Source organism: Tenacibaculum sp. 1_MG-2023, from assembly GCF_030547425.1.
In the GTDB taxonomy this organism is placed as follows: Bacteria; Bacteroidota; Bacteroidia; order Flavobacteriales; family Flavobacteriaceae; genus Polaribacter.
In genome coordinates this window covers 30,541-53,911 of sequence record NZ_JAUORH010000020.1, presented here as the reverse complement: position 1 = coordinate 53,911, position 23,371 = coordinate 30,541, and the positions used below count along the sequence as shown (strand labels likewise).

The 23,371-nt window shown below is 32.7% G+C and carries 25 protein-coding genes; 16 read left to right on the top strand and 9 right to left on the bottom strand.

Annotated elements, in window-relative coordinates; translation table 11 throughout:
* The first annotated feature begins 75 nt into the window (after positions 1–75).
* From Q4517_RS12890 to Q4517_RS12870, 5 genes are all read left to right on the top strand, one after another.
* Positions 76–255 carry a hypothetical protein gene (locus Q4517_RS12890; protein ID WP_303510114.1) on the top strand — a complete coding sequence of 60 codons (180 nt, stop codon included), beginning with the start codon at positions 76–78 and terminating at the stop codon, positions 253–255.
* A 38-nt stretch (positions 256–293) separates the two neighbouring features.
* A complete protein-coding gene (locus Q4517_RS12885; RefSeq protein ID WP_303510113.1) occupies positions 294–1,259 on the top strand; it encodes a hypothetical protein in 966 nt (321 codons plus the stop codon).
* A gap of 131 nt (positions 1,260–1,390) precedes the next feature.
* Positions 1,391–2,236, top strand: a complete 846-nt coding sequence (locus Q4517_RS12880) for a hypothetical protein (protein ID WP_303510112.1) — start codon at positions 1,391–1,393, stop codon at positions 2,234–2,236.
* Positions 2,236–3,216: a hypothetical protein gene (locus Q4517_RS12875; RefSeq protein WP_303510109.1), complete on the top strand. Its 981-nt coding sequence runs from the start codon at positions 2,236–2,238 to the stop codon at positions 3,214–3,216. The genes Q4517_RS12880 and Q4517_RS12875 overlap by 1 nt, the downstream gene beginning before the upstream one ends.
* The gene (locus Q4517_RS12870; RefSeq protein WP_303510107.1) at positions 3,216–3,536 is read left to right on the top strand and encodes a hypothetical protein; all 321 of its coding nucleotides are present in this window, start codon (positions 3,216–3,218) and stop codon (positions 3,534–3,536) included. Before Q4517_RS12875 ends, Q4517_RS12870 begins: the two co-directional genes overlap by 1 nt.
* A gap of 9 nt (positions 3,537–3,545) precedes the next feature.
* On the opposite strand, the gene Q4517_RS12865 is transcribed toward Q4517_RS12870, so the two are convergent.
* From Q4517_RS12865 to Q4517_RS12855, 3 genes are all read right to left on the bottom strand, one after another.
* Positions 3,546–4,880 carry a sigma-54 dependent transcriptional regulator gene (locus Q4517_RS12865; protein WP_303510105.1) on the bottom strand — a complete coding sequence of 445 codons (1,335 nt, stop codon included), beginning with the start codon at positions 4,878–4,880 and terminating at the stop codon, positions 3,546–3,548.
* Positions 4,881–4,990: 110 nt separating this feature from the next.
* Positions 4,991–5,311 carry a hypothetical protein gene (locus Q4517_RS12860; RefSeq protein ID WP_303510103.1) on the bottom strand — a complete coding sequence of 107 codons (321 nt, stop codon included), beginning with the start codon at positions 5,309–5,311 and terminating at the stop codon, positions 4,991–4,993.
* A gap of 63 nt (positions 5,312–5,374) precedes the next feature.
* Entirely contained in the window at positions 5,375–5,683 is a 309-nt protein-coding gene (locus Q4517_RS12855) for a hypothetical protein (RefSeq protein WP_303510102.1), read from the bottom strand.
* Between the two features lie 252 nt (positions 5,684–5,935).
* Between Q4517_RS12855 and Q4517_RS12850 the strand changes: the two genes are divergently transcribed.
* The 3 genes from Q4517_RS12850 to Q4517_RS12840 all read left to right on the top strand — a co-directional run bounded on the left by Q4517_RS12850 (position 5,936) and on the right by Q4517_RS12840 (position 9,527).
* Entirely contained in the window at positions 5,936–8,317 is a 2,382-nt protein-coding gene (locus Q4517_RS12850) for a penicillin acylase family protein (protein WP_303510101.1), read from the top strand.
* Positions 8,318–8,522: 205 nt separating this feature from the next.
* Positions 8,523–8,882: a hypothetical protein gene (locus Q4517_RS12845; protein WP_303510098.1), complete on the top strand. Its 360-nt coding sequence runs from the start codon at positions 8,523–8,525 to the stop codon at positions 8,880–8,882.
* Positions 8,883–8,903: 21 nt separating this feature from the next.
* A complete protein-coding gene (locus tag Q4517_RS12840; RefSeq protein WP_303510096.1) occupies positions 8,904–9,527 on the top strand; it encodes a hypothetical protein in 624 nt (207 codons plus the stop codon).
* 149 nt (positions 9,528–9,676) lie between these two features.
* Here Q4517_RS12840 and Q4517_RS12835 read toward each other — a convergent pair whose 3' ends face one another.
* Genes Q4517_RS12835 through Q4517_RS12810 form a run of 6 tightly spaced genes read right to left on the bottom strand, consistent with a single transcriptional unit; the run spans position 9,677 to position 15,009 of the window.
* Positions 9,677–10,411 (bottom strand): nitroreductase family protein, encoded by a 735-nt coding sequence (locus Q4517_RS12835; protein WP_303510095.1) that lies wholly within the window; start codon positions 10,409–10,411, stop codon positions 9,677–9,679.
* A 44-nt stretch (positions 10,412–10,455) separates the two neighbouring features.
* A complete protein-coding gene (locus Q4517_RS12830; protein ID WP_303510092.1) occupies positions 10,456–11,829 on the bottom strand; it encodes an aldehyde dehydrogenase in 1,374 nt (457 codons plus the stop codon).
* Between the two features lie 3 nt (positions 11,830–11,832).
* Positions 11,833–12,864 (bottom strand): alkane 1-monooxygenase, encoded by a 1,032-nt coding sequence (locus Q4517_RS12825; RefSeq protein WP_303510090.1) that lies wholly within the window; start codon positions 12,862–12,864, stop codon positions 11,833–11,835.
* A 29-nt stretch (positions 12,865–12,893) separates the two neighbouring features.
* The gene (locus tag Q4517_RS12820; RefSeq protein ID WP_303510087.1) at positions 12,894–13,580 is read right to left on the bottom strand and encodes an RluA family pseudouridine synthase; all 687 of its coding nucleotides are present in this window, start codon (positions 13,578–13,580) and stop codon (positions 12,894–12,896) included.
* Positions 13,581–13,608: 28 nt separating this feature from the next.
* A complete protein-coding gene (gene yihA, locus Q4517_RS12815) occupies positions 13,609–14,220 on the bottom strand; it encodes a ribosome biogenesis GTP-binding protein YihA/YsxC (protein ID WP_303510085.1) in 612 nt (203 codons plus the stop codon).
* Between the two features lie 24 nt (positions 14,221–14,244).
* Positions 14,245–15,009, bottom strand: a complete 765-nt coding sequence (locus Q4517_RS12810; RefSeq protein WP_303510083.1) for an alpha/beta fold hydrolase — start codon at positions 15,007–15,009, stop codon at positions 14,245–14,247.
* A 203-nt stretch (positions 15,010–15,212) separates the two neighbouring features.
* Between Q4517_RS12810 and mraZ the strand changes: the two genes are divergently transcribed.
* Genes mraZ through murD form a run of 8 tightly spaced genes read left to right on the top strand, consistent with a single transcriptional unit; the run spans position 15,213 to position 23,362 of the window.
* The gene (gene mraZ / locus Q4517_RS12805; RefSeq protein WP_303510079.1) at positions 15,213–15,680 is read left to right on the top strand and encodes a division/cell wall cluster transcriptional repressor MraZ; all 468 of its coding nucleotides are present in this window, start codon (positions 15,213–15,215) and stop codon (positions 15,678–15,680) included.
* Positions 15,667–16,563 (top strand): 16S rRNA (cytosine(1402)-N(4))-methyltransferase RsmH, encoded by an 897-nt coding sequence (rsmH, locus tag Q4517_RS12800; RefSeq protein WP_303510078.1) that lies wholly within the window; start codon positions 15,667–15,669, stop codon positions 16,561–16,563. The genes mraZ and rsmH overlap by 14 nt, the downstream gene beginning before the upstream one ends.
* Positions 16,563–16,892, top strand: a complete 330-nt coding sequence (locus Q4517_RS12795) for an FtsL-like putative cell division protein (protein ID WP_303510076.1) — start codon at positions 16,563–16,565, stop codon at positions 16,890–16,892. The genes rsmH and Q4517_RS12795 overlap by 1 nt, the downstream gene beginning before the upstream one ends.
* Positions 16,893–16,898: 6 nt before the next feature.
* Positions 16,899–18,911 carry a penicillin-binding protein gene (locus Q4517_RS12790; protein WP_303510075.1) on the top strand — a complete coding sequence of 671 codons (2,013 nt, stop codon included), beginning with the start codon at positions 16,899–16,901 and terminating at the stop codon, positions 18,909–18,911.
* A complete protein-coding gene (locus Q4517_RS12785; RefSeq protein WP_303510073.1) occupies positions 18,912–20,378 on the top strand; it encodes a UDP-N-acetylmuramoyl-L-alanyl-D-glutamate--2,6-diaminopimelate ligase in 1,467 nt (488 codons plus the stop codon).
* A gap of 3 nt (positions 20,379–20,381) precedes the next feature.
* On the top strand, positions 20,382–21,608 hold the full coding sequence (mraY, locus tag Q4517_RS12780; protein WP_303510072.1) for a phospho-N-acetylmuramoyl-pentapeptide-transferase: 1,227 nt from the start codon (positions 20,382–20,384) through the stop codon (positions 21,606–21,608).
* A gap of 38 nt (positions 21,609–21,646) precedes the next feature.
* Positions 21,647–22,024 (top strand): four helix bundle protein, encoded by a 378-nt coding sequence (locus Q4517_RS12775; RefSeq protein WP_303510070.1) that lies wholly within the window; start codon positions 21,647–21,649, stop codon positions 22,022–22,024.
* A 3-nt stretch (positions 22,025–22,027) separates the two neighbouring features.
* The gene (gene murD / locus Q4517_RS12770; RefSeq protein ID WP_303510068.1) at positions 22,028–23,362 is read left to right on the top strand and encodes a UDP-N-acetylmuramoyl-L-alanine--D-glutamate ligase; all 1,335 of its coding nucleotides are present in this window, start codon (positions 22,028–22,030) and stop codon (positions 23,360–23,362) included.
* Positions 23,363–23,371: the final 9 nt, after the last annotated feature.

Here is a 23,371-nt window from a genome sequence, read left to right as displayed (position 1 = left end):
TTTACCTTCAAATTGTTCCATTTATCAGTATTTTAAAGCAAAAAAATACAGATTTTAAATTAATAAGTCAATAAAATGATTTTTGGAGGAAAAGGGAGAATTGTAGCTTTAAAAAGTATTGAAAGAACAGGTAGAGCTGCTTTTTCTTTTGGAGTTAACAAAATTAGAGACGGGAAATTAAAAAAAACTAGATCTTCTAGATATATTTATTTACACAAACCAAAAGGAAGTGACAAATTAGAAATTATAAGGTAATGCACAAAGCGTTTTTATATAGTGTTTATTTGTTTTGTATGTTACTGGTGCTTACAGCTTGTGGGCAAACAACAGAAATGAGACCCATAGACAAACTATACAGCAACATAAAACCTTTACAATACAAAAGCATGCCTCAATATTTTATAGAAGCAGACCAAATAGGCTGTTTTTATGAGCTGTATGTAAATGGAAGATTGATGTTTGAACATTTTGAACAAACTGGTTTAATGGGGCATGCCACCTGTATTAACGATGCCATTTTAAAAAGTGGAGAGCAAGAAGTTACTGTAAAGCTATACCCTTTAGGACAAACCGAAGTAGAAAGGTTTGATACTTTTACTAAAAATGCAAAGATAAATATTGAAATAACTAAATGGGATAAAGCATTGGAGGATAAGCCGAATAGTAAAGAATACGAAAATTACGATGATCATGTAGCTACGTTTAATATTCCTAATACAGAAGATAAAAATAATAGCATTCGTATAAAAGGGTTACCTTATTATGAGCATACTTTTACGTTTTATGCAGAAGTTCCTTATGAAGTAACAGGCTGGAGCGAGTCGCAAGATTTAACTAAAATGAATCAAAAACAGTTAGAAAAAGAAGTAGTAGCTTTTTATAATAATTTATCTGATGTTATTTATAATCAAGATGAAGCTAAATGGGTAGAGCTAATTAAAAACAGAGAACGAGAAGTATTAATTTCTGAAGCATATTGCGATGTTAAAGAGAAAAGCATTAAGGATAGGAAAAGGAAATTTAAACAAGTTTTTGATTCTAAGTTCAAAAAGAAAGAACCATTAGACGAGTATAAAATAGTTTTTGGAGGAAATGGTAAAATTATAGCTTTGAAGAATTTAACTAAAGATGGCTACAGTGCTTTTTCTTATGGTTATGAGAGAACTTATGATGATGGACGTAAAAGAAAGATTAGAAATTACGCTTATATCTACCTACACAAACCAAAAGGAAGCAATAAATTAGAAATTATAAGGTAATGCACAAAGCGTTTTTATATAGTGTTTATTTGTTTTGTATGTTGTTGGTGTTTACAGCTTGTGGGCAAACAAAAGAAATGAGACCCATAGACAAACTATACAGCAACATACAACCCCTACAATACAAAAGCATGAATAGATATTTTATAGAAGCGAACCAAAGTGGTTGTTTTTATGAGCTGTATGTAAATGGAAAATTGGTTTTTAAGCATTTTAAACAAACTGGTTTAATGGGGCATACTACCTGTATTAACGATGCTATTTTAAAAAGTGGAGAGCAAGAAGTTACCGTAAAGTTATACCCTTTAGGACAAACAGAAGTAGAAAGGTTTGACACGTTTACCAAGAATGCAAGAATAGAAGTAAAAATAGAAAAATACGATATACAGGTAGAAGACAGTGATGAAAAAGTAGTAACATTTAAAATTCCGGAGGCAAGTACTAGAAGTAAGAATGATATTAAAATAGAAGGGTTGCCTTATTATGAACATACTTTTACGTTTTATGCAGAAGTTCCTTACGAAGTAACAGGCTGGAGCGAATCGCAAGATTTAACTAAAATGAATCAAAAACAATTAGAAAAAGAAGTAGTAGCTTTCTATAATGAGCTTTCAAATATAGTAGATCAAAGAGATGAAGAGAAATGGATTAAGTTAATAAAAAATAGAGAAATAGAGTATTTTAAATCAGTAGCTTACAATAATATAAAAGCCTCTAGTATAAAAGGAAGAATAGAAGAACTAAAAGAAATTTTTGATTCTAAGTTTAAAAAGAAAGAACCTCTAGACCCATATGAGATGATCTTTGGAGGTGATGGTAGAATAGTTAGCTTAAAGAGTACCAGATCAAAAGGGAATTCAGCTTTTTCGTTTGGAATTGAGTCAAAAGAAGATGGTGAATTCATTAAATATAGGTATTATTATTATGTCTACCTACACAAACCAAAAGGAAGTAACAAATTAGAAATTATAAGGTAATGAACAAAGCGTTTTTATATAGTGTTTATTTGTTTTGTATGTTGTTGGTGTTTACAGCTTGTGGGCAAACAAAAGAAATGAGACCCATAGACAAACTATACAGCAACATACAGCCTTTACAATACAAAAGCATGAATAGATATTTTATAGAAGCGAACCAAAGTGGTTGTTTTTATGAGTTGTATGTAAATGGTAGGATGGTATTTAAGCTTTTTAAACAAGTTGGTTTAATGGGGCATACCACCTGTATTAACGATGCTATTTTAAAAAGTGGGATGCAAGAAGTTACTGTAAAGCTATACCCTTTAGGACAAACAGAAGTAGAAAGGTTTGACACGTTTACCAAGAATGCAAGAATAGAAGTAAAAATAGAAAAATACGATACACAGGTAGAAGACAGCGATGAAAAAGTAGTAACATTTAAAATTCCGGAGGCAAGTACTAGAAGTAAGAATGATATTAAAATAGAGGGTTTACCTTATTATGAGCATACTTTTACGTTTTATGCAGAAGTTCCTTACGAAGTTACTGGCTGGAGCGAATCGCAAGATTTAACTAAAATGGATCAAAAACAGTTAGAAAAAGAAGTAGTAGCTTTTTATAATAATTTATCTGATGTTATTTTCAATCAAGACGAAGCTAAATGGGTAGAATTGTTTAAAAACAGAGAGTTAGAGTTTTTAAAATCTGAAGCCTATAATGATGTTAATGAAAAAAGTATTAAGGATAGAAAAAGGAAATTTAAACAAATTTTTGACTCTAAGTTTAAAAAGAAAGAACCTTTAGATAAGTATGAAATGATTTTTGGAGGGAATGGTAGAATTGTAGCGTTAAAAAGCATAATAAAAAAAGGTTATGGAGCATTTTCTTATGGATATGAGAAAACTTATGATGATGGGAGTAAAAGTAAAATAAGAAATTACTCTTACATATACCTACACAAACCAAAAGGAAGTAACAAATTAGAAATTATAAGGTAATGCAAAAAGCGTTTTTATATAGTGTTTATTTGTTTTGTATGTTGTTGGTACTTACTGCTTCTGGGCAAACAAAACAAATGAGACCCATAGACAAACTATATAGTAACATACAGCCTTTACAACACAAAAGCATGCCTCAATATTTTATAGAAGCGAACCAAAGTGGTTGTTTTTATGAATTGTATGTAAATGGTAGAATGGTATTTAATCTTTTTAAACAAGTTGGTTTAATGGGGCATACCACCTGTATTAACGATGCGATTTTAAAAAGTGGAATGCAAGAAGTTACCGTAAAGCTATACCCTTTAGGTACAGTATAAGCTGAATAATTAAGAATTTATTTCATGCTCTTTCAGTTTATTATACAAAGTCTTTCTAGTAATATTTAAAAGCTTTGCAGCTTTAGTTTTGTTGTTTTTAGCCTCATGTAAAGCCCTAATAATAAGTTTTTTTTCATTTTCCTTGGTAGAAAATTCATTAGGGATGCTGTATTGATCTTCAGTGTTTTTTAATTCTTCAGGCAACACTTCTTTTTCTATAATTTCTGTCTGAGATAAAAGTGTAGCTCTTTTGATAACATTAGATAACTCTCGTAAGTTTCCTGGCCAGCTATATTGTTGAAATAAAGTGAGTACTTCATGAGAAAAGCCAGCGATTGATTTATTGAGTTGTTTGTTGGCTTTTTCTAAAAAGAAATCGGCATAAAGAATTAAATCGTCTTTTCTATCATTTAGATTAGGGACTTTAATAGAAAACTCATTTAAACGATGATATAAATCTTCTCTAAAATTACCTTTTTCAACAGCAGATAATAAATCTTCATTAGTGGCAGTAATTAAACGAATATCTACCATAATTTCCTTACTGCTTCCTACAGGTTTAATCTTTCTTTCTTGTAAAGCACGTAAAAGTTGTACCTGACTTTCGTAATTTAAATTTCCAACTTCATCTAAAAAAAGAGTACCTCCATTAGCTGCTTCAAAATGTCCTATTTTATCATTTATAGCTCCTGTAAATGATCCTTTTTGATGCCCGAAAAATTCACTTGAGGCAATCTCTTTAGGTATAGCTCCGCAATCCACGGCAATAAAAGGCTTGTCTTTACGTAAACTTTGGGTATGAATTGTGCTAGCAACAACTTCTTTACCTGTACCACTTTCGCCTGTAATAAGAACAGACATGTCAGTTGGAGCTACTAAATGGATATGCTCATAAAGGCTTTTAGAAGCCGCACTTATACCAGTAACAATATTAGAATTAGAAACCTTCTTGTCTTCTTTTTTAGGTTCAGTAATTTGTTCGGTTTTAACTTCTAGAGCATTACTAATTACTTCTAAAACTTCATCAGGATTAAAAGGTTTAGAAATATAATCAAAAGCACCTTGTTTCATCGCTTGAACTGCTGTTGAAACTTCAGCATAACTCGTCATTAAAACAACAGGGATGTTACTATTAGTGTTTTTACTTTGTTTTAATAAATCAATACCATTACCGTCAGGAAGACGTAAATCAGTAAAAATTAAATTGTATGAATTTTCCTTCAATAGGGTAGAGGCATTTTTAATGGTATAGCTAACCTCAACAACATATTTGTGTCGCTCTAAAAAATGTTTTAGCATATTAGAAAAAGTAACATCGTCTTCTACCAATAAAATATTTTTCATAAAAATGGCTGCTCTAAATTGTTTGTATAAAAATTCTCTGTAAAAATAAAAAGAGCGTTTTAAATGAAAACGCTCTTTTGTCAATAAAATTGAGGAGGGAAATAAAAAAATTACTTTTTAGTATTGTTTACTTCTTTTTCTTCTAACAAGTTACCTTCTTTGTCAGTATAAATAGTCTTACTTACTTTTTCTGCGCTAATTTCTAATTTGTACTGCTCTTTTTCGTTTACAAAAGCTTTGTTTACAGTAGCTTTTGGAAAGCTTTCTTTAATAGAGTTTACTAATGCTGCAGGTAATTTATCTAAAGAGATTTCTTGAAACCCATCAGCTACAACTGTATGAATTGGAGTAATAGGAGAAATAGTATTGTTTACTGTTGCGTAAGTTGAAACACCTGCTAAGATTGCTACTGCTAAGATTAATTTTTTCATGATATTAAGTTTTTAAGTTATAATTATTTATTATTGTAATACTACAAGGGAAATATGTGTAAGTTATTTTACTTCTTTTGCATCTAACCAATTCCCTTCTTTGTCAGCAAAAAGAGTTTTACTCTCGTTTTCTAAAGTAATTTCTAATTTGTACTGCTCTTTTCCGTTTACAAAAGCTTTGCTTAATTTACCTTTAGGAAAACTCTCTTTAACAGATTTTGCTACCGCTGCAGGTAACTTATCTAAAGAAATTTCTTGAAAACCGTTCTCTACAACTGTATGAACTGGAGTAATAGGAGAAATAGTGTTGTTTGTTGTTGCGTAAGTTGAAGCTCCTGCTAAGATTGCCGCTGCTAAAATTAAATTTTTCATGATATTAAGTTTTTAAGTTATTTACATATTTGCTTGTTGTATTGAAATAAATATGCCATCAACTTTAATTAAAACACTAAAAGGTATAACTTGCTGATTGTTAAGTGATTGTTGTTTTGTAAAGGTTAAAAGGATAATGTTTTTATGTGTAAAAAGTGTGTAATTAAAGAGTAAAAGTGTGTAAAAATTACACTATTTACCCAGAAGAGGAACAACAAATAAATCTGTTATCTTTGAAAAAAATCATCCCTAATGAAGTTATTAAAGAAATCTTTAAAAATTGTTCTACTACTTTTAGTGTTACTAAGTGTTGGAATTTGGCTATTTACAAAAACTCTGCATCCAACTTATGAAGGAGAGTTAGAACTTAACTCAATTTCAGATAAAGTTACGGTATATTATGATGAGGTTGGAGTGCCGCATATCAATGCCGAAAATCAACTAGATGCTTATACTGCTTTAGGATACGTGCATGCTCAAGACCGATTGTGGCAAATGGAACTCATCAGAAGAATTGCTGCTGGAAGATTAGCAGAAGTTTTTGGTAAAGACTTGGTTAGAGTCGATAAATTTTTTGCTGGATTAGGAATTGAAGAAGCTGCTGAAAAAACGATTCAGGAATTAGATAAAAATTCAGAAACGTATAAATTAACGGAAGCGTATTTAAATGGAGTTAATCAGTTCATAGAAGAAGGGGCAACCCCGTTAGAATTTTATTTGGTAGGGCTGGATAAAGAAAATTATACAATTAAAGATGTGTATAATGTTTTTGGTTATATGGCATTTAGTTTTGCAATTGCGCATAAAACCGATCCGTTGTTAACTGAAGTAAAAGAAAAGTTAGGCGAGCCCTATGTAAATGAGTTGTTGAATTCTTTCGATAAAAATTTAACACTGAATAAGACAACAAATAAAGGTACAATTAAAGCAGAGATGTCTATAGCGGTAAGCAAGATTATAAATCAGTTGCCAGTTGCACCTTTTATAGGAAGTAACTCATGGGTAATTGCACCACTTAAAACCAAAAACGGTAAGGTAATTTTTGCGAACGATCCACATATCGCATTTTCTCAACCATCGGTTTGGTATCAAAATCATATAAAAACTCCTGATTTTGAAATTTACGGATTTAATCTAGCTTTGATGCCGTTTCCGTTGTTAGGACATAATAAGGACTATGCTTACGGATTAACAATGTTGGCAAATGACGATTTGAACTTTTATGTAGAAGAAAATAACCCAGAAAATTCAATGGAGTACAAAACACCTAATGGATACCAGAAATATGAGTTATGGGACAAACGTATAAAGGTTAAAGGGGGAAAAGATACCACATATCAAGTTAAAGTTAGTAAACATGGTCCGATTATGAACGGATTAATAGAGCATGTAACAGATGAAAGACCAATTGCAATGAACTGGATTTATACGCAGTTGCCTAATCAATTGTTAGAAGCGTCACACAAAATGTCACATGCAAATTCGTTACAAGACTTTAAAACTGGAACTGCAAAGATTCACGCACCAGGATTAAATGTAATGTATGGAGATGCGAAAGGAAATGTAGGTTGGTTTGCATCAGCTAAACTATATAGGTTAAGAGATAGCCTATCTTCTAAAGTGTATTTAAACGGAGCTTCTGGGAACGATGAGATTGTAGCGTATTTACCTTTTGAAGAAAATCCGCAAGCTGAAAATCCTAGTTGGAATTATGTGTATTCAGCAAATAATCAACCCGATTCCGTGAGAGGTAAATTATATCCGGGATATTATCAACCAGAAGACAGAGCGAAGCGAATTGTTCAGTTATTAGAACCTAAAAATGATTTTACAAAAGAGGATGTAGCTGAAATGATTTATGATGTTACTTCACCTGTTGTGCCAGAAATAGGAAGAGAGTTGTTAGCAAGTGTAGATAAGTCGTCATTATCTCCTTCAGCTAAAAAAGCATATTCGGTGTTAGAAAAGTGGAATGGAGAATATTTAAAAACCAACGTAGCTCCGACTATTTATAATCGATTTTTGTATGAATTTTTAACTGCTACTTATAAAGATGAGTTAGGAGATAGCTTTCAGTTGTTTATTGATACGCAATTACAAGATCAAGTATTAGCACAACAAGCTAAAAGAGAACAATCAGTTTGGTGGGACGATATTTCAACAACTAATAAAGTTGAAACCAGAAATGAAATAATTACCACAGCTTTTCAAAAATCCATCACATTTTTACAAAATCAATTAGGAGAAAATGTAGAAAATTGGACGTGGAATCGCGTGATTTCAGTGGAGTATGAACACGCTATTGGTAAAGCGGGAGGTTTGTTGCGTAAATTCTTTAATGTAGGTCCGTTTGAAACCATTGGAGGAAATGAAGTGATAAACAATCAGATTTTTAAGTTGGATAGTACAGGAATGTATAAGATTCACGGAGGGCCTTCAACACGTAGAGTAATTGATTTTTCTGATGTTGAGAATAGCATTGCGATTTTACCTACAGGACAATCAGGAAATGTGTTTAGTCCTTATTACAAAGACCAAGCACAAAAATATGTAGATGGTGAGTTTGTAAAAATGCTTCTCAATGAAGCAGCTATAAAGAAGAGTAAAAATAAATTGGTGTTTTTACCGAAGTAGTACAATTGTTTATGCGATAGCCGAGTATCTTACTAGTGACAGTACGAGTAAGAAAGAGTATAAAGGAAAAAGAGATAGAAAAATATGTTAATAGAAAGGAGTTTAAATTGCAGAGCTGTAGATAGCACAAGCGAGACACTTGCGCCAGCAGGGGTTGAAAAGGCAATGAAAGTTTATTATGTTGATTTTAAACAAATTTAAAAGAATGAAACGTATCAAGCCTAATGAGATTTCAGAAAATTTAAGTGAGGAACAGTTAGAAACTTTAGCGAAAATGGCTAATGAAATCACAGTTTCAAATGACTGGATTGAATGCTCTAAAAAACTAAATGAAAGACAAAAGTGTCTAATTTATAATAAACGAAGAGAGTTGAGAGATGAAAAGGAGAAAAAGAGGTCGATGGAAATGACGAAAGAACAAAGAGCAGAAGAGGATAAAAAATGGCAATTATGGTATAGTAATATTGATGCTGATAGTTTTTATGGAAACATGGGGCAACCTGAAACTCCTGAAGAATTTAGGAGGAGATATGGGGTTTGGCCATCAGGATACGAGGAAGAATGAATTAATTAATGAGGTCTAGATATGAAATTTATAGATTACATATTAAAGTTTAGTTTTGGGATTACTTTAGGGGTGGTACTTGTCTTTAAAGGGAGTCCAAAACTTTTTAAACAAGCAAAAGAGTTAAAAAATGAGACGTTAAAAGAAGAGAAGCTAGAATTTTTTGCTTTGGAATGCTTAACCCCTAATGATTACAGTTATTTAAGACTTAGAATTGTTTTTTCAAGTGGTATGGATATTAAACAAATCTATGATGTCTCGGAGAGCACCTCTTATCATAATCTAATCAATTTATTGGAAACAAAAAATATAGTAAATAGTAGGGATTTAGAAAGGGAATTACCCATTGATTTGACTGTTAGTGATTTAAAAGGGTTAGGGAAAGTTGAAGCAAAATTCAATAAAAAAAATAACGATATAGAAAAATTAGTAATTAATAATATATATATAATTGGTTCAAAACCTTCAATTATAAGAATATGTTTGATTTACTTTTTAGGGGGAGTGATTTTTATTTTAGGCTTTTCAAGCCTAATTGTAACATTAATTATGTTGTTCAAAAATCTAAATATTTATAATAAAACGGATAAGTTACCAGAGTTACCTAATACTATAGAAAGTAAAATTAAAGGATTAAAATTTTAGCCAAATGGTTCAGAAGAAATAATGGGCAGAAAATATAAATTTCATAACTAATCAGTAGCATGCTTTATAAATTTTGGACTATTCACAAAATTTGATATATTTTTTGATACTACCCAGGTTTTTATTAATCAACCTAAGATAGTTGGTTTTTACACTTTCCTATAAACCTCTTCAAAAGGAATTCTAAAACGTTCTCCATACACTCCTTCGGGTTTACGAATACCACAAGAAACAATCATATTAATTTCTGCACCAAAAGGTAACCCCAGCAAACGTTTTACACGCCAAGTGTCAGAACCTTCCATAGGGCAAGTGTCGTAACCTTCAGCAGCCATAGAGAGCATGAATGTTTGTGCTGCTAATCCACAGGTTTTATGTGTCACTACGCGCATATCACTATTGCGAACTTCACGATACATAGGTCGAAAAAGTCCAACAATAAGAACCATTAAATATTTAAGCCAGCCAAAAATTCCTAAGAAATCAAAATATGTGAAAGGAATTAACTTTCCGTAGTAGTTACGAGCTACTTTTTCTCTACTTCGTTGCTCCGATTTCGGATTGTTTTTTCCAAAAACTCTATCCATAAAAGCTAAGTTGGCTTTAGCACGTTTACGCCATAAATCTTTACGAACTACAAAAACAACCAATTGTTGTGCAGTTTTAGCAGCATTTTGATTAAAACATAAAGGAGCTATTTTATCGATTGTTTCTTTTGAGGTGATATGATAAAACTCCCACAGTTGCATGTTGCTACTGGTAGGAGCTAAAATAGCTTGCTCTAAACATTTTTTTACAACAGCAGTGTCTATCGGTCTTTCAGGATCGTATACTCTTACTGAACGACGATAGTTAACTGCTTCTGATACGGTTTTTTCACTCATTTATAGGTGTCTTGATTCTTGTGTCTATTTGTCTTTTATCTAATTTATCCTAGTTTCATTAAGGTTTTTAATTGTTGTAGTTTTCCTTTGTATGGAGCATATCGAGTAGGAACATCTAACCAAGTACCGCGAGAAACCACTCCTTTATGATGAGAAAACGTATCAAAAGTTTTTTTCCCATGATAACTGCCTATACCGCTTTCACCCACGCCACCAAAAGGCAACCTATGATTAGCAAAATGTACAGTGGTATCGTTTATGGTTCCACCTCCAAATGAATAACGTTGAGTTATCTTTTTAGCAAATGAATTTCTATTAGTAAATACATATAAAGCTAGAGGTTTGTCGTATTTAGTAGTGATTTTTTCAATGTCAGCTTCATTTTCGTAAGAAATTAATGGGAAAATAGGTCCAAAAATTTCACCTTTCATTACTTCACTATCCAAACTAGGTTCGTTAATTAATGTTGGGGCAATGTAGCGATCGTTTCTATCAGTTTGTCCGCCAATTACACATTTTTCATTTTCAAGCATCAAAGCTAAACGATCAAAGTTTTTAGTGTTTACGATACGTGGGAAGTCAAAGGAATTTTGAGGATTTTCGCCGTAAGCTCTAAAAATTTCCTCCTTAAACTCTTGTATAAACTGCTCTTTTACTGATTTGTGAATTAATAAATAATCAGGAGCAATACAAGTTTGACCACCATTAATGAACTTCCCCCAAACCAAGCGTTTTGCAGCTAATTTAATATTGGCAGTTTCGTCAACAATACATGGACTTTTTCCTCCCAATTCTAAGGTAACAGGAGTTAAATTATTAGCAGCGGCTTTGGCGACAATTTTACCAACAGGAACACTACCTGTAAAGAAAATATAATCCCAACGTTGCGCTAGTAATTCTGTAGAAATATCAACGCCACCTTCAACTACAGCGACGTGTTTTTTGTCAAAAACAGCTTCAATAATTTCTGTGGTAATTTTACTCGTATGCGGTGTTAATTCTGAAGGTTTTAAAACAACCGTATTTCCTGCTGCAATAGCACCTAGTAGAGGGGCAAATGCGAGTTGGTACGGGTAGTTCCAAGGAGCAATAATTAAAACTGTACCATAAGGCTCTTTATAAATTTTTGCAGAGGAAGGAAAGTTTAATAAAGATGGTAATACACGTTTAGGTTTGCTCCAGGAATGAATGTTCTTTATTGCCATTTTTAATTCAGCTAAAACAATAGAAGTCTCAGTCATCACCGCTTCATATTCTGGTTTTTTAAAATCATCATGTAAAGCTTTGATAATATCTTGTTCTCTTGTAATAAGCTCTTTTTGTAGTCTTTTTAAAGCACTTTTTCTAAAGGAGATACCTTTGGTTTGTTGTGTTGCAAAATAGTTTTTTTGCGACTGAACCAATTCGGGAATATTCATAAGTTATATATCTTGTAATTTTTTATTCATTATTGAAAACCATAAAGGAGGCACCAAAGCTACGAGCATCATACCTGGATATCCTGTTGGCATTTGCGGACTTTCAGGTAGGGATTTTAAGAGTTGATAATGTTTACTTCCGTTATAGTGATGATCAGAATGGCGAGATAAATTAAACAGCATTAACATGCCAATTCTGTGATCAGAATTCCATGAATGAGTTCTTTTTACACGTTCATAACGACCTTTTTCGTTTTGTTTACGTAGTAGTCCGTAATGTTCTATATAGTTTACAGTTTCTAGTAATAAAATTCCAAAAATAGCTGCTGCTGTAAAAGCAAGTAGAGCATTTAATCCAAAGAGAAAGAAAGTACCTGCTAATAACAGTATGTTGCAAATCGTATATATGAGCATTCTGTTTTGTAGATGAAGCCAATTTCTACCAGAATTTTGTAGGCGTCTGTTTTCTGTTTCCCAAGCTTGATAGTAGCTTTGAAAATGAGAACGGATCCAGAATAGATATACTATTTCATTTTTTCTTGCGGTTGCAGCATCTTTAGGTGTAGCTACATTAAAATGATGTCCGGCATTATGATAGGGTAAAAAGTGAGTATTTAAAGATGTTAATAATAAAACCTCACCTAAAAACTCATCAAAACGGTTGTTCCGATGACCTAATTCATGTCCTACATTAATGCCAATTACACCACATAGTAAGCCCATAGCAGAGATTCTTCCTATATATTCTATGGTGGTTAATTGTGCATCTTTCATCATCCATAAAAACCATCCTAAAAAAAGTAATTGAACAGGTACTGTTGTGTATAAGATATAAGTATAAATCTTGTTTTCTTTTTCTTGCTCTTCCTGTTCTTTACTAAGGTTTTCTTTGTCTGGGTTAAAAAGCAGTTCAAGTAGAGGAACAAACCCAAAAAATACGACTAAAGGTAATAATGTTAACCAACCCATACTTGTAAACGAAATGTATACGGTTATAGGGAGTATTAAGATAGTTAAAAATTTAAGAGCTTTCATCTTATGTGAAATTTGTCTAAATATACAAATTACAAGCAAGCATCCCAAACTGGTTCAGAAGGAGTTGGGGCAGTGATTTTAATAAGTTCTTTACTAACTGGATGTGTAAATTCTATTTTTCGAGCATGTAAATGAATACTTCCATCTTTATTACTTCTTTTAGCGCCATACTTTAAATCACCTTTAATAATAGCACCAATGTTAGAAAGTTGTACGCGAATTTGATGATGACGACCTGTTTCTAAGTCAACTTCAAGTAACGAATAGTTGTCTAATTTTTTTAGTGTTGTGTAATGTAAAATAGCTTTTTTACTGCCGTTAACTTCTTTGTTGTAGGCTGTAGACTTATTGTTCTTAGGATTCTTTTTTAAATAATTTGTTAAAGTGTCAGCAGCTTTTTTAGGTTGTTGTTGCACTACTGCCCAATAAGTCTTTTTTATGGTTTTGTCGCGCAACATTTTATTTAAGCGCTCCAAAGCTTTTGAAGTTCGGGCATAGATAACAATACCTGAGGTAGGTCTGTCTAAACGATGAACAGTTCCTAAAAAAACATTTCCTGGTTTGTTGTGTTTTTTTTTGATGTACTCTTTAACTACGTCAGAAAGTGGTTTGTCACCAGTTTTGTCACCTTGCACAATATCACCTGCACGTTTGTTAACAACTATAATATGGTTGTCTTCATGTAAAACTTGTAAGTTTTCTTTAGTAGAGTGCATAATAGGTGTTACCTTAAGCTCAGAAAGATTATTTGAAGTTTTCTGCTACGTCCTCGTTTACTTGATCAATAAAGTTTAAAAACTCATCACGTCCCATTCCTGTAGATGAAGAAGTAACGAAGCTCATTGGTAATTCCTCCCAATAATTTAATAGCTTTTTTTTGTAAGTAGTAATTTGTTTGTTTAACTTAGAGCTACCGAGTTTATCAGCTTTTGTGAAAACAATACAAAAAGGAATGTGATTTTCTCCTAAAAACTGCATAAACTCTAAATCTATTTTCTGTGGATCGTGGCGGGAGTCAATTAAAACAAAGGTGCAAACAAGTTGCTCACGTTCTTTAAAGTAATTCTCAATAAAATATTGAAAGATAGTGCGTTTCTTTTTTGAAACCTGAGCATAACCATATCCTGGTAAATCTACTAAAAACCATTCACCGTTAATTTTAAAGTGATTGATAAGCTGTGTTTTTCCTGGTTTTCCAGAGATTTTAGCTAAATCTTTACGCTCCATTAACATGTTGATTAAAGATGATTTACCAACATTTGAACGCCCAATAAAAGCATATTCAGGTATTCTGTCTTTAGGAGCTTTGGTAACATTGCTGTTACTCATTACAAATTCAGCAGATTTTATTTTCATACTATACTTAAGCTAGTTTAGCTGTTATATTTCTCGTTTGGAAAGCCAGTTTTCTAAAATTTCGTTAAACTCTTCTGGAGTTTCCATCATAGCTGCATGTCCACATTTGTCAATCCAGAATAAATCAGCGTCAGGTAAGAGCTTTTTGAAGTCTTCAGCAACTTCTGGTGGAGTAACACTATCTTGTTTTCCCCAAATTAGACAGGTAGGTTGTTCCATGTTGGGTAAATCTTTGGCCATGTTATGACGAATAGCACTTTTAGCAATGGCTAAAGTTCTAATCAAAGTATTTCTATCGTTAATAACATCATATACTTGATCAACAAGTTCGTCTGTAGCTATAGCTTTATCATAAAAAACATCTTGTGCTTTTTTTCTAACAAACTCCTTATCTCCTCTTTTAGGATAACTGTCTCCCATGGAATTTTCGTACAGTCCTGAACTACCTGTTAAAACTAATGCTTTAACATCTTCAGAATAATGTTTTGTATAATATAAAGCAATGTGTCCGCCTAAAGAATTTCCTAATAAAGTAACATTTTTAAGTCCTTTGTATTCTATGAAATCATGTAAAAATTTGGCTAAATTTTTCACGTTAGTTTTAAGGAGAGGTAAGGTGTATAAGGGCAATTCTGGTATAAAAACTTGATATCCTTTTTTTGAAAGATGATTAAAAGTGGAACCAAAATTACTAAGAGCTCCCATTAATCCGTGAAGGATGATAATTGGGCTTCCTTCTCCTGCTTCAGCATATGTAAATTTGTCTTCTTTCTTTAAAAATTCAGTCATATATGTTTCTGATTTGACTTTACCACAAATGTAGTTCTTTTTTATCACTTTTTCATTTTTATTATTTCGTGTATAAGGGTAGTGTTGAAGTGTTTTAGTATCAGTTTTTTAGCTTGAAAAACAAAACTTATTAACAAAGTGGTAAAAAGTGGTAAAAAGTGGTAAATATTTTTTATTTTTGATGCAAACTATAGTTTCTTTACGTGGTAAATTTAATTGGAACATATGAGTGTAAGGTAGATGCTAAAGGAAGGTTGATGATGGCATCAGCGTTCAAGAAGCAGTTGTCTTCTGTGTTGCAAGAGGGTTTTGTGATTAAACGGTCTGTTTTTCAGTCTTGTTTGGAGTTGTATCCGATGCAAGAATGGAATTTGATGATGGCAAAAATCAATAAACTAAATCGATTCGTAAAGAAAAATAATGATTTTATCAGAAGGTTTACAGCTGGTGTAAAAGTAGTAGATGTGGATGCTTCTGGAAGGATATTGGTTCCGAAAGATTTATGTCAGTTTGCAGGGATTGAAAAGCAAGTAGTGCTTTCTTCTGCAGTGAATATTATTGAGATTTGGGATAAGGATAAGTACGAAAAAGTAATTGATGATGCTGTTGTTGATTTTGCTGATTTAGCAGAGGAAGTGATGGGTAATACAGAAGCAGATGAGTTATCATAATCCAGTTTTGTTGAAGGAAAGCGTAGATGCGCTAAATATAAAAGAAGATGGTGTGTATGTGGATGTGACCTTTGGAGGAGGAGGGCACTCTCGAGAAATATTAAGTCGTTTAGGAGAAAAAGGAAAATTGTTTGCTTTTGATCAAGATCCGGACGCACAGCAAAATAAAATTGACGATTCACGCTTTGTGTTGATTGGTGAGAATTTTCGATTTATATCTAGGTTTTTGCGTTTTTATGGTGTAAAGAAGGTTGATGGTGTGTTGGCTGATTTAGGAGTGTCGTCACATCAGTTTGATGAAGCAGAAAGAGGGTTTTCAACTCGTTTTGATGCAGATTTAGATATGAGAATGGATCAAAAGTCTAATCTCTCAGGAAAAAAAATTATCAATACATATAGTGAAGAAAATTTGGCGGATGTGTTGTTTTTATATGGGGAGTTACGAAATGCGCGAACCTTGGCGAAAACTATTGTTGAAGCAAGGGTTGATAGAGAAATTAAAACAAGTTTTGAGTTAAAAGAAGTGTTACAGAAGTTTCTTCCAAAAGCAAAGGAACATAAAATATTAGCACAAATTTTTCAAGCAATACGTATTGAGGTAAATCAAGAGTTGGAAGTATTGAAAGAGTTTTTAGAGCAAATGCCAGGTTTATTAAATGAAGAAGGAAGGCTAAGTGTGATTTCATATCATTCGTTAGAAGATAGGTTGGTGAAGCGATTTATAAGAACAGGGTTGTTTAGTGGAGAGCCAGAAAAGGATTTTTATGGTAATACTAGCGAGCCGCTTAAAAAAGTTGGTAAAATGATTATACCAACAAAAGCAGAGATAAAAGAAAATAATAGGGCACGAAGTGCGAAATTAAGGATAGCAACATTGAAATAATGTCTAAAGTAAGAAATAGTATATATGATCTTTTAAGAGGAAGTTTTCTTACGGATGAAAGTTCGTTTAAAAATTGGCGGATTCTGATTTTTGTGGTGCTGCTGTTGTTGGTAATGATTTATAGTTCGCATAGTGCAGATGCAAAAGTGGTGGAAATAGCAGCACTGAATAAGAAAAAAAGAGAGTTGCGGGCTGAAGATGTAGATACGAGTACTCAGCTAATGCGAATGAAGTTAGAAAGTAGTATTCGAGATAAAGTAAAGAGTAAAGGGTTGTACCCTGCAAAAAAACCGCCTCAAAAAATAAAAGTAACATATAATAAAGAGTAATATAAAATGGTAATAAAAAAAGGCATATTAAACAAACTCTATGTGATAGTTGTTTTAATGACGCTTTTCTTTGTAGTTATCATTTTTAGACTTTTTAAACTTCAATATGTAGAAGGGGATAAGTATAGAAAGCTTTCTGAAGAAAAAACAGTTAAAAACGATACTATTTTTGCGAATAGAGGAAATGTATATGCAGCAGATGGAAATTTACTGGCAACTTCTATGTCAAAATTTACCATTCGTATGGATGTGGTGTCGGTAGACTCTGAAGTTTTTGAAAAAAATATTCGAGCACTTTCTGAATCACTTTCTGGGTTGTTAGGAAAACCAGCAGGCTATTATCAAAAGAAATTACGTAATGCAAAAAAGCGTAGAAACCGATATTTGTTAATAGCTCGTAATGTAGGGTATAATGACTATGTGAGGATGAAAAGCTTCCCGATTTTTAACCGAGGAGTATATCGAGGAGGTTTTATAGCGGAACAAAAAACAGTTCGTGTACATCCTATTGGTAAAATAGCAGAACGTACTATTGGGTATGATGACTATAGGGGAGGGGCAGGAATTGAAGGTGCTTTTGCAGATTATATGCAAGGAGAAAATGGTTGGCGCTTAAAGCAAAAAATTGCTAAAGGACAATGGAAGCCAATTAATGATGTAAATGAGAAAGAACCAATAGATGGAAGTGATGTAATTACTACAATAGATGTAAATGTTCAAGATATTACGCATCATGCTCTGTTAAGACAGATGGAGTATTTTGAAGCTGACCATGGTTGTGCTGTAGTGATGGAAGTAGAAACAGGAGAGATTAAAGCGATCTCTAATTTAGGGAGGACTTCTAAAGGGAGGTATTACGAAAAAAGAAATTATGCTGTTTGGGAGAGTCACGAACCAGGGTCAACCTTTAAGTTAGCTAGTTTAATGGTGGCTTTAGAAGACAAAGTTGTAGATACTTCAACAGTGGTAGATTGTGAAAAAGGTAGAATTTATATTAATAACCGTAAAGTAGAAGACAGTAAAAGAGGAGGGCACGGAAAAATATCATTAGGAAGAGTATTTGAGGTTTCTTCAAATGTTGGAATTGTAAAAACAATCCAAAAATACTACGATAAGAACCCAAAAAAATTCACGGATAGAATCAAATCTTTTGGATTAGATCAATTAACAGGTGTTAAAATAAAAGGAGAAGGGAAGCCTTATATACCAGAGCCAACAGAGAAAAGTTGGAGTCCGATTTCGCTAGAATGGATGGCTTGGGGGTATGGGATTCATCTTACGCCATTACAAACATTGGCGTTTTATAACGCAGTTGCAAATGACGGTAAATTGGTGAAACCATACTTTGTTAAAGAGTTAAGAGTTGGAGGTAAGGTAGAAGAAAGCTTTGGAACAGAAGTGTTAAAAGAAAAAATAGCATCACAAGAAACTATAAATAAAGTTCGAAAAGTGATGGAGAATACTATAAAATACGGAACAGGTAAGAGGATATATTCACCAAACTTTTCTATGGCAGGAAAAACTGGAACAGCAAAAAAATATATTCCAAGAACTAAGAATGCTAAAGGAGAGTACGAAGGAGGGTATTACTCAAATCAAAAATATGTAGCTTCTTTTGCAGGGTTTTTTCCCGCAGATGAACCAAAATACTCTTGCATTGTAGTAGTTCATAGTCCAAAAAAAGAAAAAGGATATTATGGTGCAATAGTGGCGGCACCTATATTTAAAGAGATAGCTCAAAAGATTTACACATCAACAGCAATTAATAACCAATTTGTATCTGATGAGATTTCAGAAGAAGCTCTTGGTAAAGAGTATCAAGAATACTATCAAAAATTAAGAAAATATAAAACAATCATGCCGAAAGTAATAGGTATGAGTGGAATGGACGCAGTTGCACTGCTAGAGAACATGGGGCTAAAAGTTAAATTCTCAGGAGTAGGAAAGGTAACGGAACAATCTGTAGATAGAGGACTGAAAGTCTCAAAAGGTGCAACGATATATTTAAAACTATCATAGTTGAAAAGATTAAAAGACATATTATATAAGGTAGCTGTAAAAGAAGTTTACGGAAATATAGATATTACTATAGGAACAATTCATTTTGATAGCAGAAAGGTGGGGAGTGGAGATGTTTTTGTAGCTCAAAAAGGCGTAACGGTAGACGGACATCAGTTTATAGAGAAAGCAGTATCGTTAGGTGCTGAAGCTATTATTTGTGAAGAAATGCCGAACGATAGAAGTGAAGAAGTAACTTATATTATAGTAGAAGATTCAAATGCTGCTTTAGCAATAATGGCAGCAAATTATTATAACAGCCCGTCAAAGAGCTTGCGATTAGTAGGAGTAACAGGGACAAATGGTAAAACTACTATTGCAAGTTTGTTGTATCAACTGTTTAAAAAAGCAGGATATAAAGTAGGGCTGTTGTCAACTGTGAAAGTGATGGTTGATGAAGAAGAATTTAAAGCGACACATACAACGCCAAATTCAGTAGCGATAAATCAATATCTATCAAAAATGGTTGAAGCAGGAGTTGACTATTGTTTTATGGAAGTAAGTTCTCATGGAATTCATCAAAAACGTACGGAAGGGATGGAGTTTTCAGGAGGAGTATTTACAAATTTATCACACGATCATTTAGATTATCACGAAACATTTGCAGAATATCGTGATGTAAAAAAATCGTTTTTTGATTCGTTACCAAAATCAGCATTTGCCTTGGTGAATATTGATGATAAAAATGGGCAAATAATGCTACAAAACACAAAGGCGAATAAACAAACTTATGCGCTTAAAACATTAGGAGATTTTAAAGCAAAAGTGTTAGAAAAACGTCTATCAGGAACCTTGTTAACAATCAATGGAATAGAAGTTTGGACAAAGCTAATAGGTGAGTTCAATGCTTATAATTTATTAGCAATATATGGGGTGGCTGAGTTATTAGGGCTAGAGAAAATAGAAATTTTACGAATTGTAAGTGAGTTAGAAAGTGTAAGTGGACGGTTTCAGTACACGGTTTCAGATGATGGAGTTACGGCCATAGTAGACTATGCACATACACCAGATGCATTAAAAAATGTATTACAAACCATTAATGATATCCGAACAGGAAATGAAACAGTAATTACAGTTGTAGGTTGTGGAGGAGATAGAGATAGATCAAAGCGTCCAAAAATGGCGTTAATTGCTTCTCAATTAAGTGATCAAGTTGTTTTTACTTCAGATAACCCTAGAACAGAAGATCCGCAGTCAATAATTGATGAAATGGAAACAGGAGTTGCGGCAGAAAATTATAAAAAAACACTATCAATTGTAGATAGAAGACAGGCTATAAAAACAGCATGTAAGCTAGCAAAATCAGGAGATATTGTACTCATTGCAGGAAAAGGACATGAAACCTACCAAGAAATAAATGGTGTTAGGCATCATTTTGATGATTTAGAAGAAGTAACCAACTATTTTAATCAACTAAAAAAATACTAACGAATGCTGTATTATTTATTTCAATATTTAGAAAGTGAATTTAGCTTAACAGGAGCAAGTGTGTTTCAATTCATCACATTTCGATCTGCAATGGCATTCATATTATCTCTGTTGATTTCGACCATTTTTGGTAAAAAAATTATCAATTATTTAAGAAGGCAACAAGTTGGAGAAACAGTAAGGGATTTGGGTTTAGATGGGCAAGTGCAAAAAGCAGGAACACCTACTATGGGAGGTGTAATTATAATTCTTGCCACATTAATTCCTGTATTATTCTTAGCCAAACTAGAAAATATATACATTATCATTCTATTGATAACCACTGTTTGGATGGGGCTTATTGGTTTTACGGATGATTATATAAAGGTCTTTAAAAAGGATAAAGCTGGATTAAAAGGGAAATTTAAGGTTTTAGGGCAAGTAGGACTTGGTGTAATTGTAGGTTCTATGTTATATTTTCATCCAGATGTAACTATAAAAGAACAACTACCAGTTTCAGAGCAAGTTGTACAAGTAGACGGTAAAAAGAAAGTGTTTGGAGAAGCACATAAATCAACAAAAACAACAGTTCCTTTTTTAAAGAATAATGAACTAGACTATGCAAAAGCATTAAGTTTTTTAGGAGATGGATACCAGAAATATGGATGGATAATCTTCATTTTTGTTACTGTTTTTATTGTTACAGGAGTTTCAAATGGGGCGAACTTAACAGATGGGATTGATGGTTTAGCAGCGGGTTCATCCGCAATCATGGTAATAACGCTGGCAATTTTTGCATGGGTATCTGGTAACATCATTTTTGCAGATTATTTAGATGTAATGTACATTCCAAAGTCAGGAGAAATGACAGTGTTCATCTTTGCTTTTGCAGGAGCGTTAATAGGGTTTTTATGGTATAATACCTACCCAGCACAAGTATTCATGGGAGATACAGGGAGTTTAACCATTGGAGGTATCATAGCAGTAATAGCAATTGCTATAAGAAAAGAATTGTTACTACCAGTTTTAGCTGGAATATTTGTAGTAGAGAATTTATCAGTAATACTACAAGTTTCATGGTTTAAGTACACAAAGAAGAGGTTTGGAGAAGGAAGACGAATATTTAAAATGTCACCTCTACACCACCATTATCAAAAACTAAACTATCACGAAAGTAAAATTGTAGTACGCTTTTGGATTGTAGGAATTTTATTAGCAGTATTTACCATAGTAACATTGAAGTTAAGATAAAGGAGATTTTGGAGTTGTGATTTAAGATATAAGATTGAATGAAAGAACAGATTAAAAATAGAACTAAACAATTTGCTATTGATTGTTGGAGGTTATGTGAAGAATACCCTAAAACAAGAGAGTTTGATGCTTATTGTAGACAATTGATAAGATGTTCTAGTTCGGTTGGAGCTAATTATAGAGCTGCTTGTAGAGCAAAATCTTCAGCCGACTTTATTCATAAATTAAAAATTGTTGAAGAAGAAGTAGATGAAAGTATGTTTTTTTTAGAGATTTTCATGTCGATTCATGAAAATAATCAAGAAGAATTGAAAAGACTGCATAAAGAAGCGAATGAGTTGACCTCAATTATAGTAACTTCCATAAAAAAAGTAAAAAGTAAATCATCTATCAATAAATCTAAAGTCGTTAATTAAAAAATGAAAAGATTGGTTGTGCTTGGTGGGGGAGAAAGTGGTGTAGGAACAGCACTTTTAGGGAAACAAAAAGGATATGAAGTTTTTGTTTCAGATAAAGGAAGTATAGCAGAGCGATATAAAAAAGTTCTTTTACATAATTCAATCGATTTTGAAGAAAATCAGCATACAAAAGATAAAATCCTAAATGCTGACGTGGTGATGAAGAGTCCTGGGATTCCAGAAAAAGTAGCATTGGTGCAAAAGTTAGTTTCAAAAGGAATTAAAGTGATTTCAGAAATAGAATTTGCTTCAGAATTTACTAATGCAACTATTGTAGGTGTTACAGGTTCAAACGGAAAAACAACTACAACCATGTTACTACATTATGTATTAAAAAAAGCAGGCTTAAATGTAGGGGTTGGAGGAAATATAGGAGATAGTTTCGCTGAACAAGTGGTTGATGATAAGTATGACGAATATGTGTTGGAATTAAGTAGTTTTCAGTTAGATGGAATCGAAAAATTTAAACCACATATCGCAATAGTAACAAACATAACACCAGATCATTTAGATCGATATGAATATGAATTTGATAACTATATAAACTCAAAATTCAGAATTACAAAAAATCAAACAAAGGATGATTTTTTAATATACGATGCCGATGATGAAGCAATTCAAAATTGGTTAAAAAATAATAAAACAAAAGCAACGCTAGTGCCATTTTCAGTAGAGAAAGAATTGGAATACGGGGCTTTTTTAAGACAAGATACGATAATAATGAAATTTAATACAGAAGAAAAATTAATGAAGGTTTCTGAGCTAACATTACAAGGAAAGCATAACACTAAAAATGCAATGGCTACATCAATGGCTGCAAGGTTGTTAAAAGTAAGAAAAGAAACAATTGCAGAAAGCCTATCTGATTTTGAAGGTGTAGAACACCGTTTAGAAAAAGTGCAAAAAGTAAATGGAATTGAATTCATTAACGATAGCAAAGCTACGAATGTAAATGCGGCTTTTTACGCATTAGAGTGTATGGATAATCCGACAGTTTGGATTGTAGGAGGAGTTGATAAAGGAAATGATTATACTGATTTATTGCCTCTAGTGAGAGAAAAAGTAAAAGCGATAGTTTGTTTAGGGTTAGATAATCAAAAAATCATAGACACTTTTGCAAATGTAGTAGATGTTATGGTAGAAACTGCTGGAGCAGAAGAAGCAGTAAAAGTAGCTTATAAAGTGGCACAAAGAGGAGATACAGTACTGTTGTCGCCAGCATGTGCTAGTTTCGATTTATTTGAAAGCTATGAAGATAGAGGAAGAAAATTTAAAGAAGCTGTAAGAAATATATAAAGCACACTA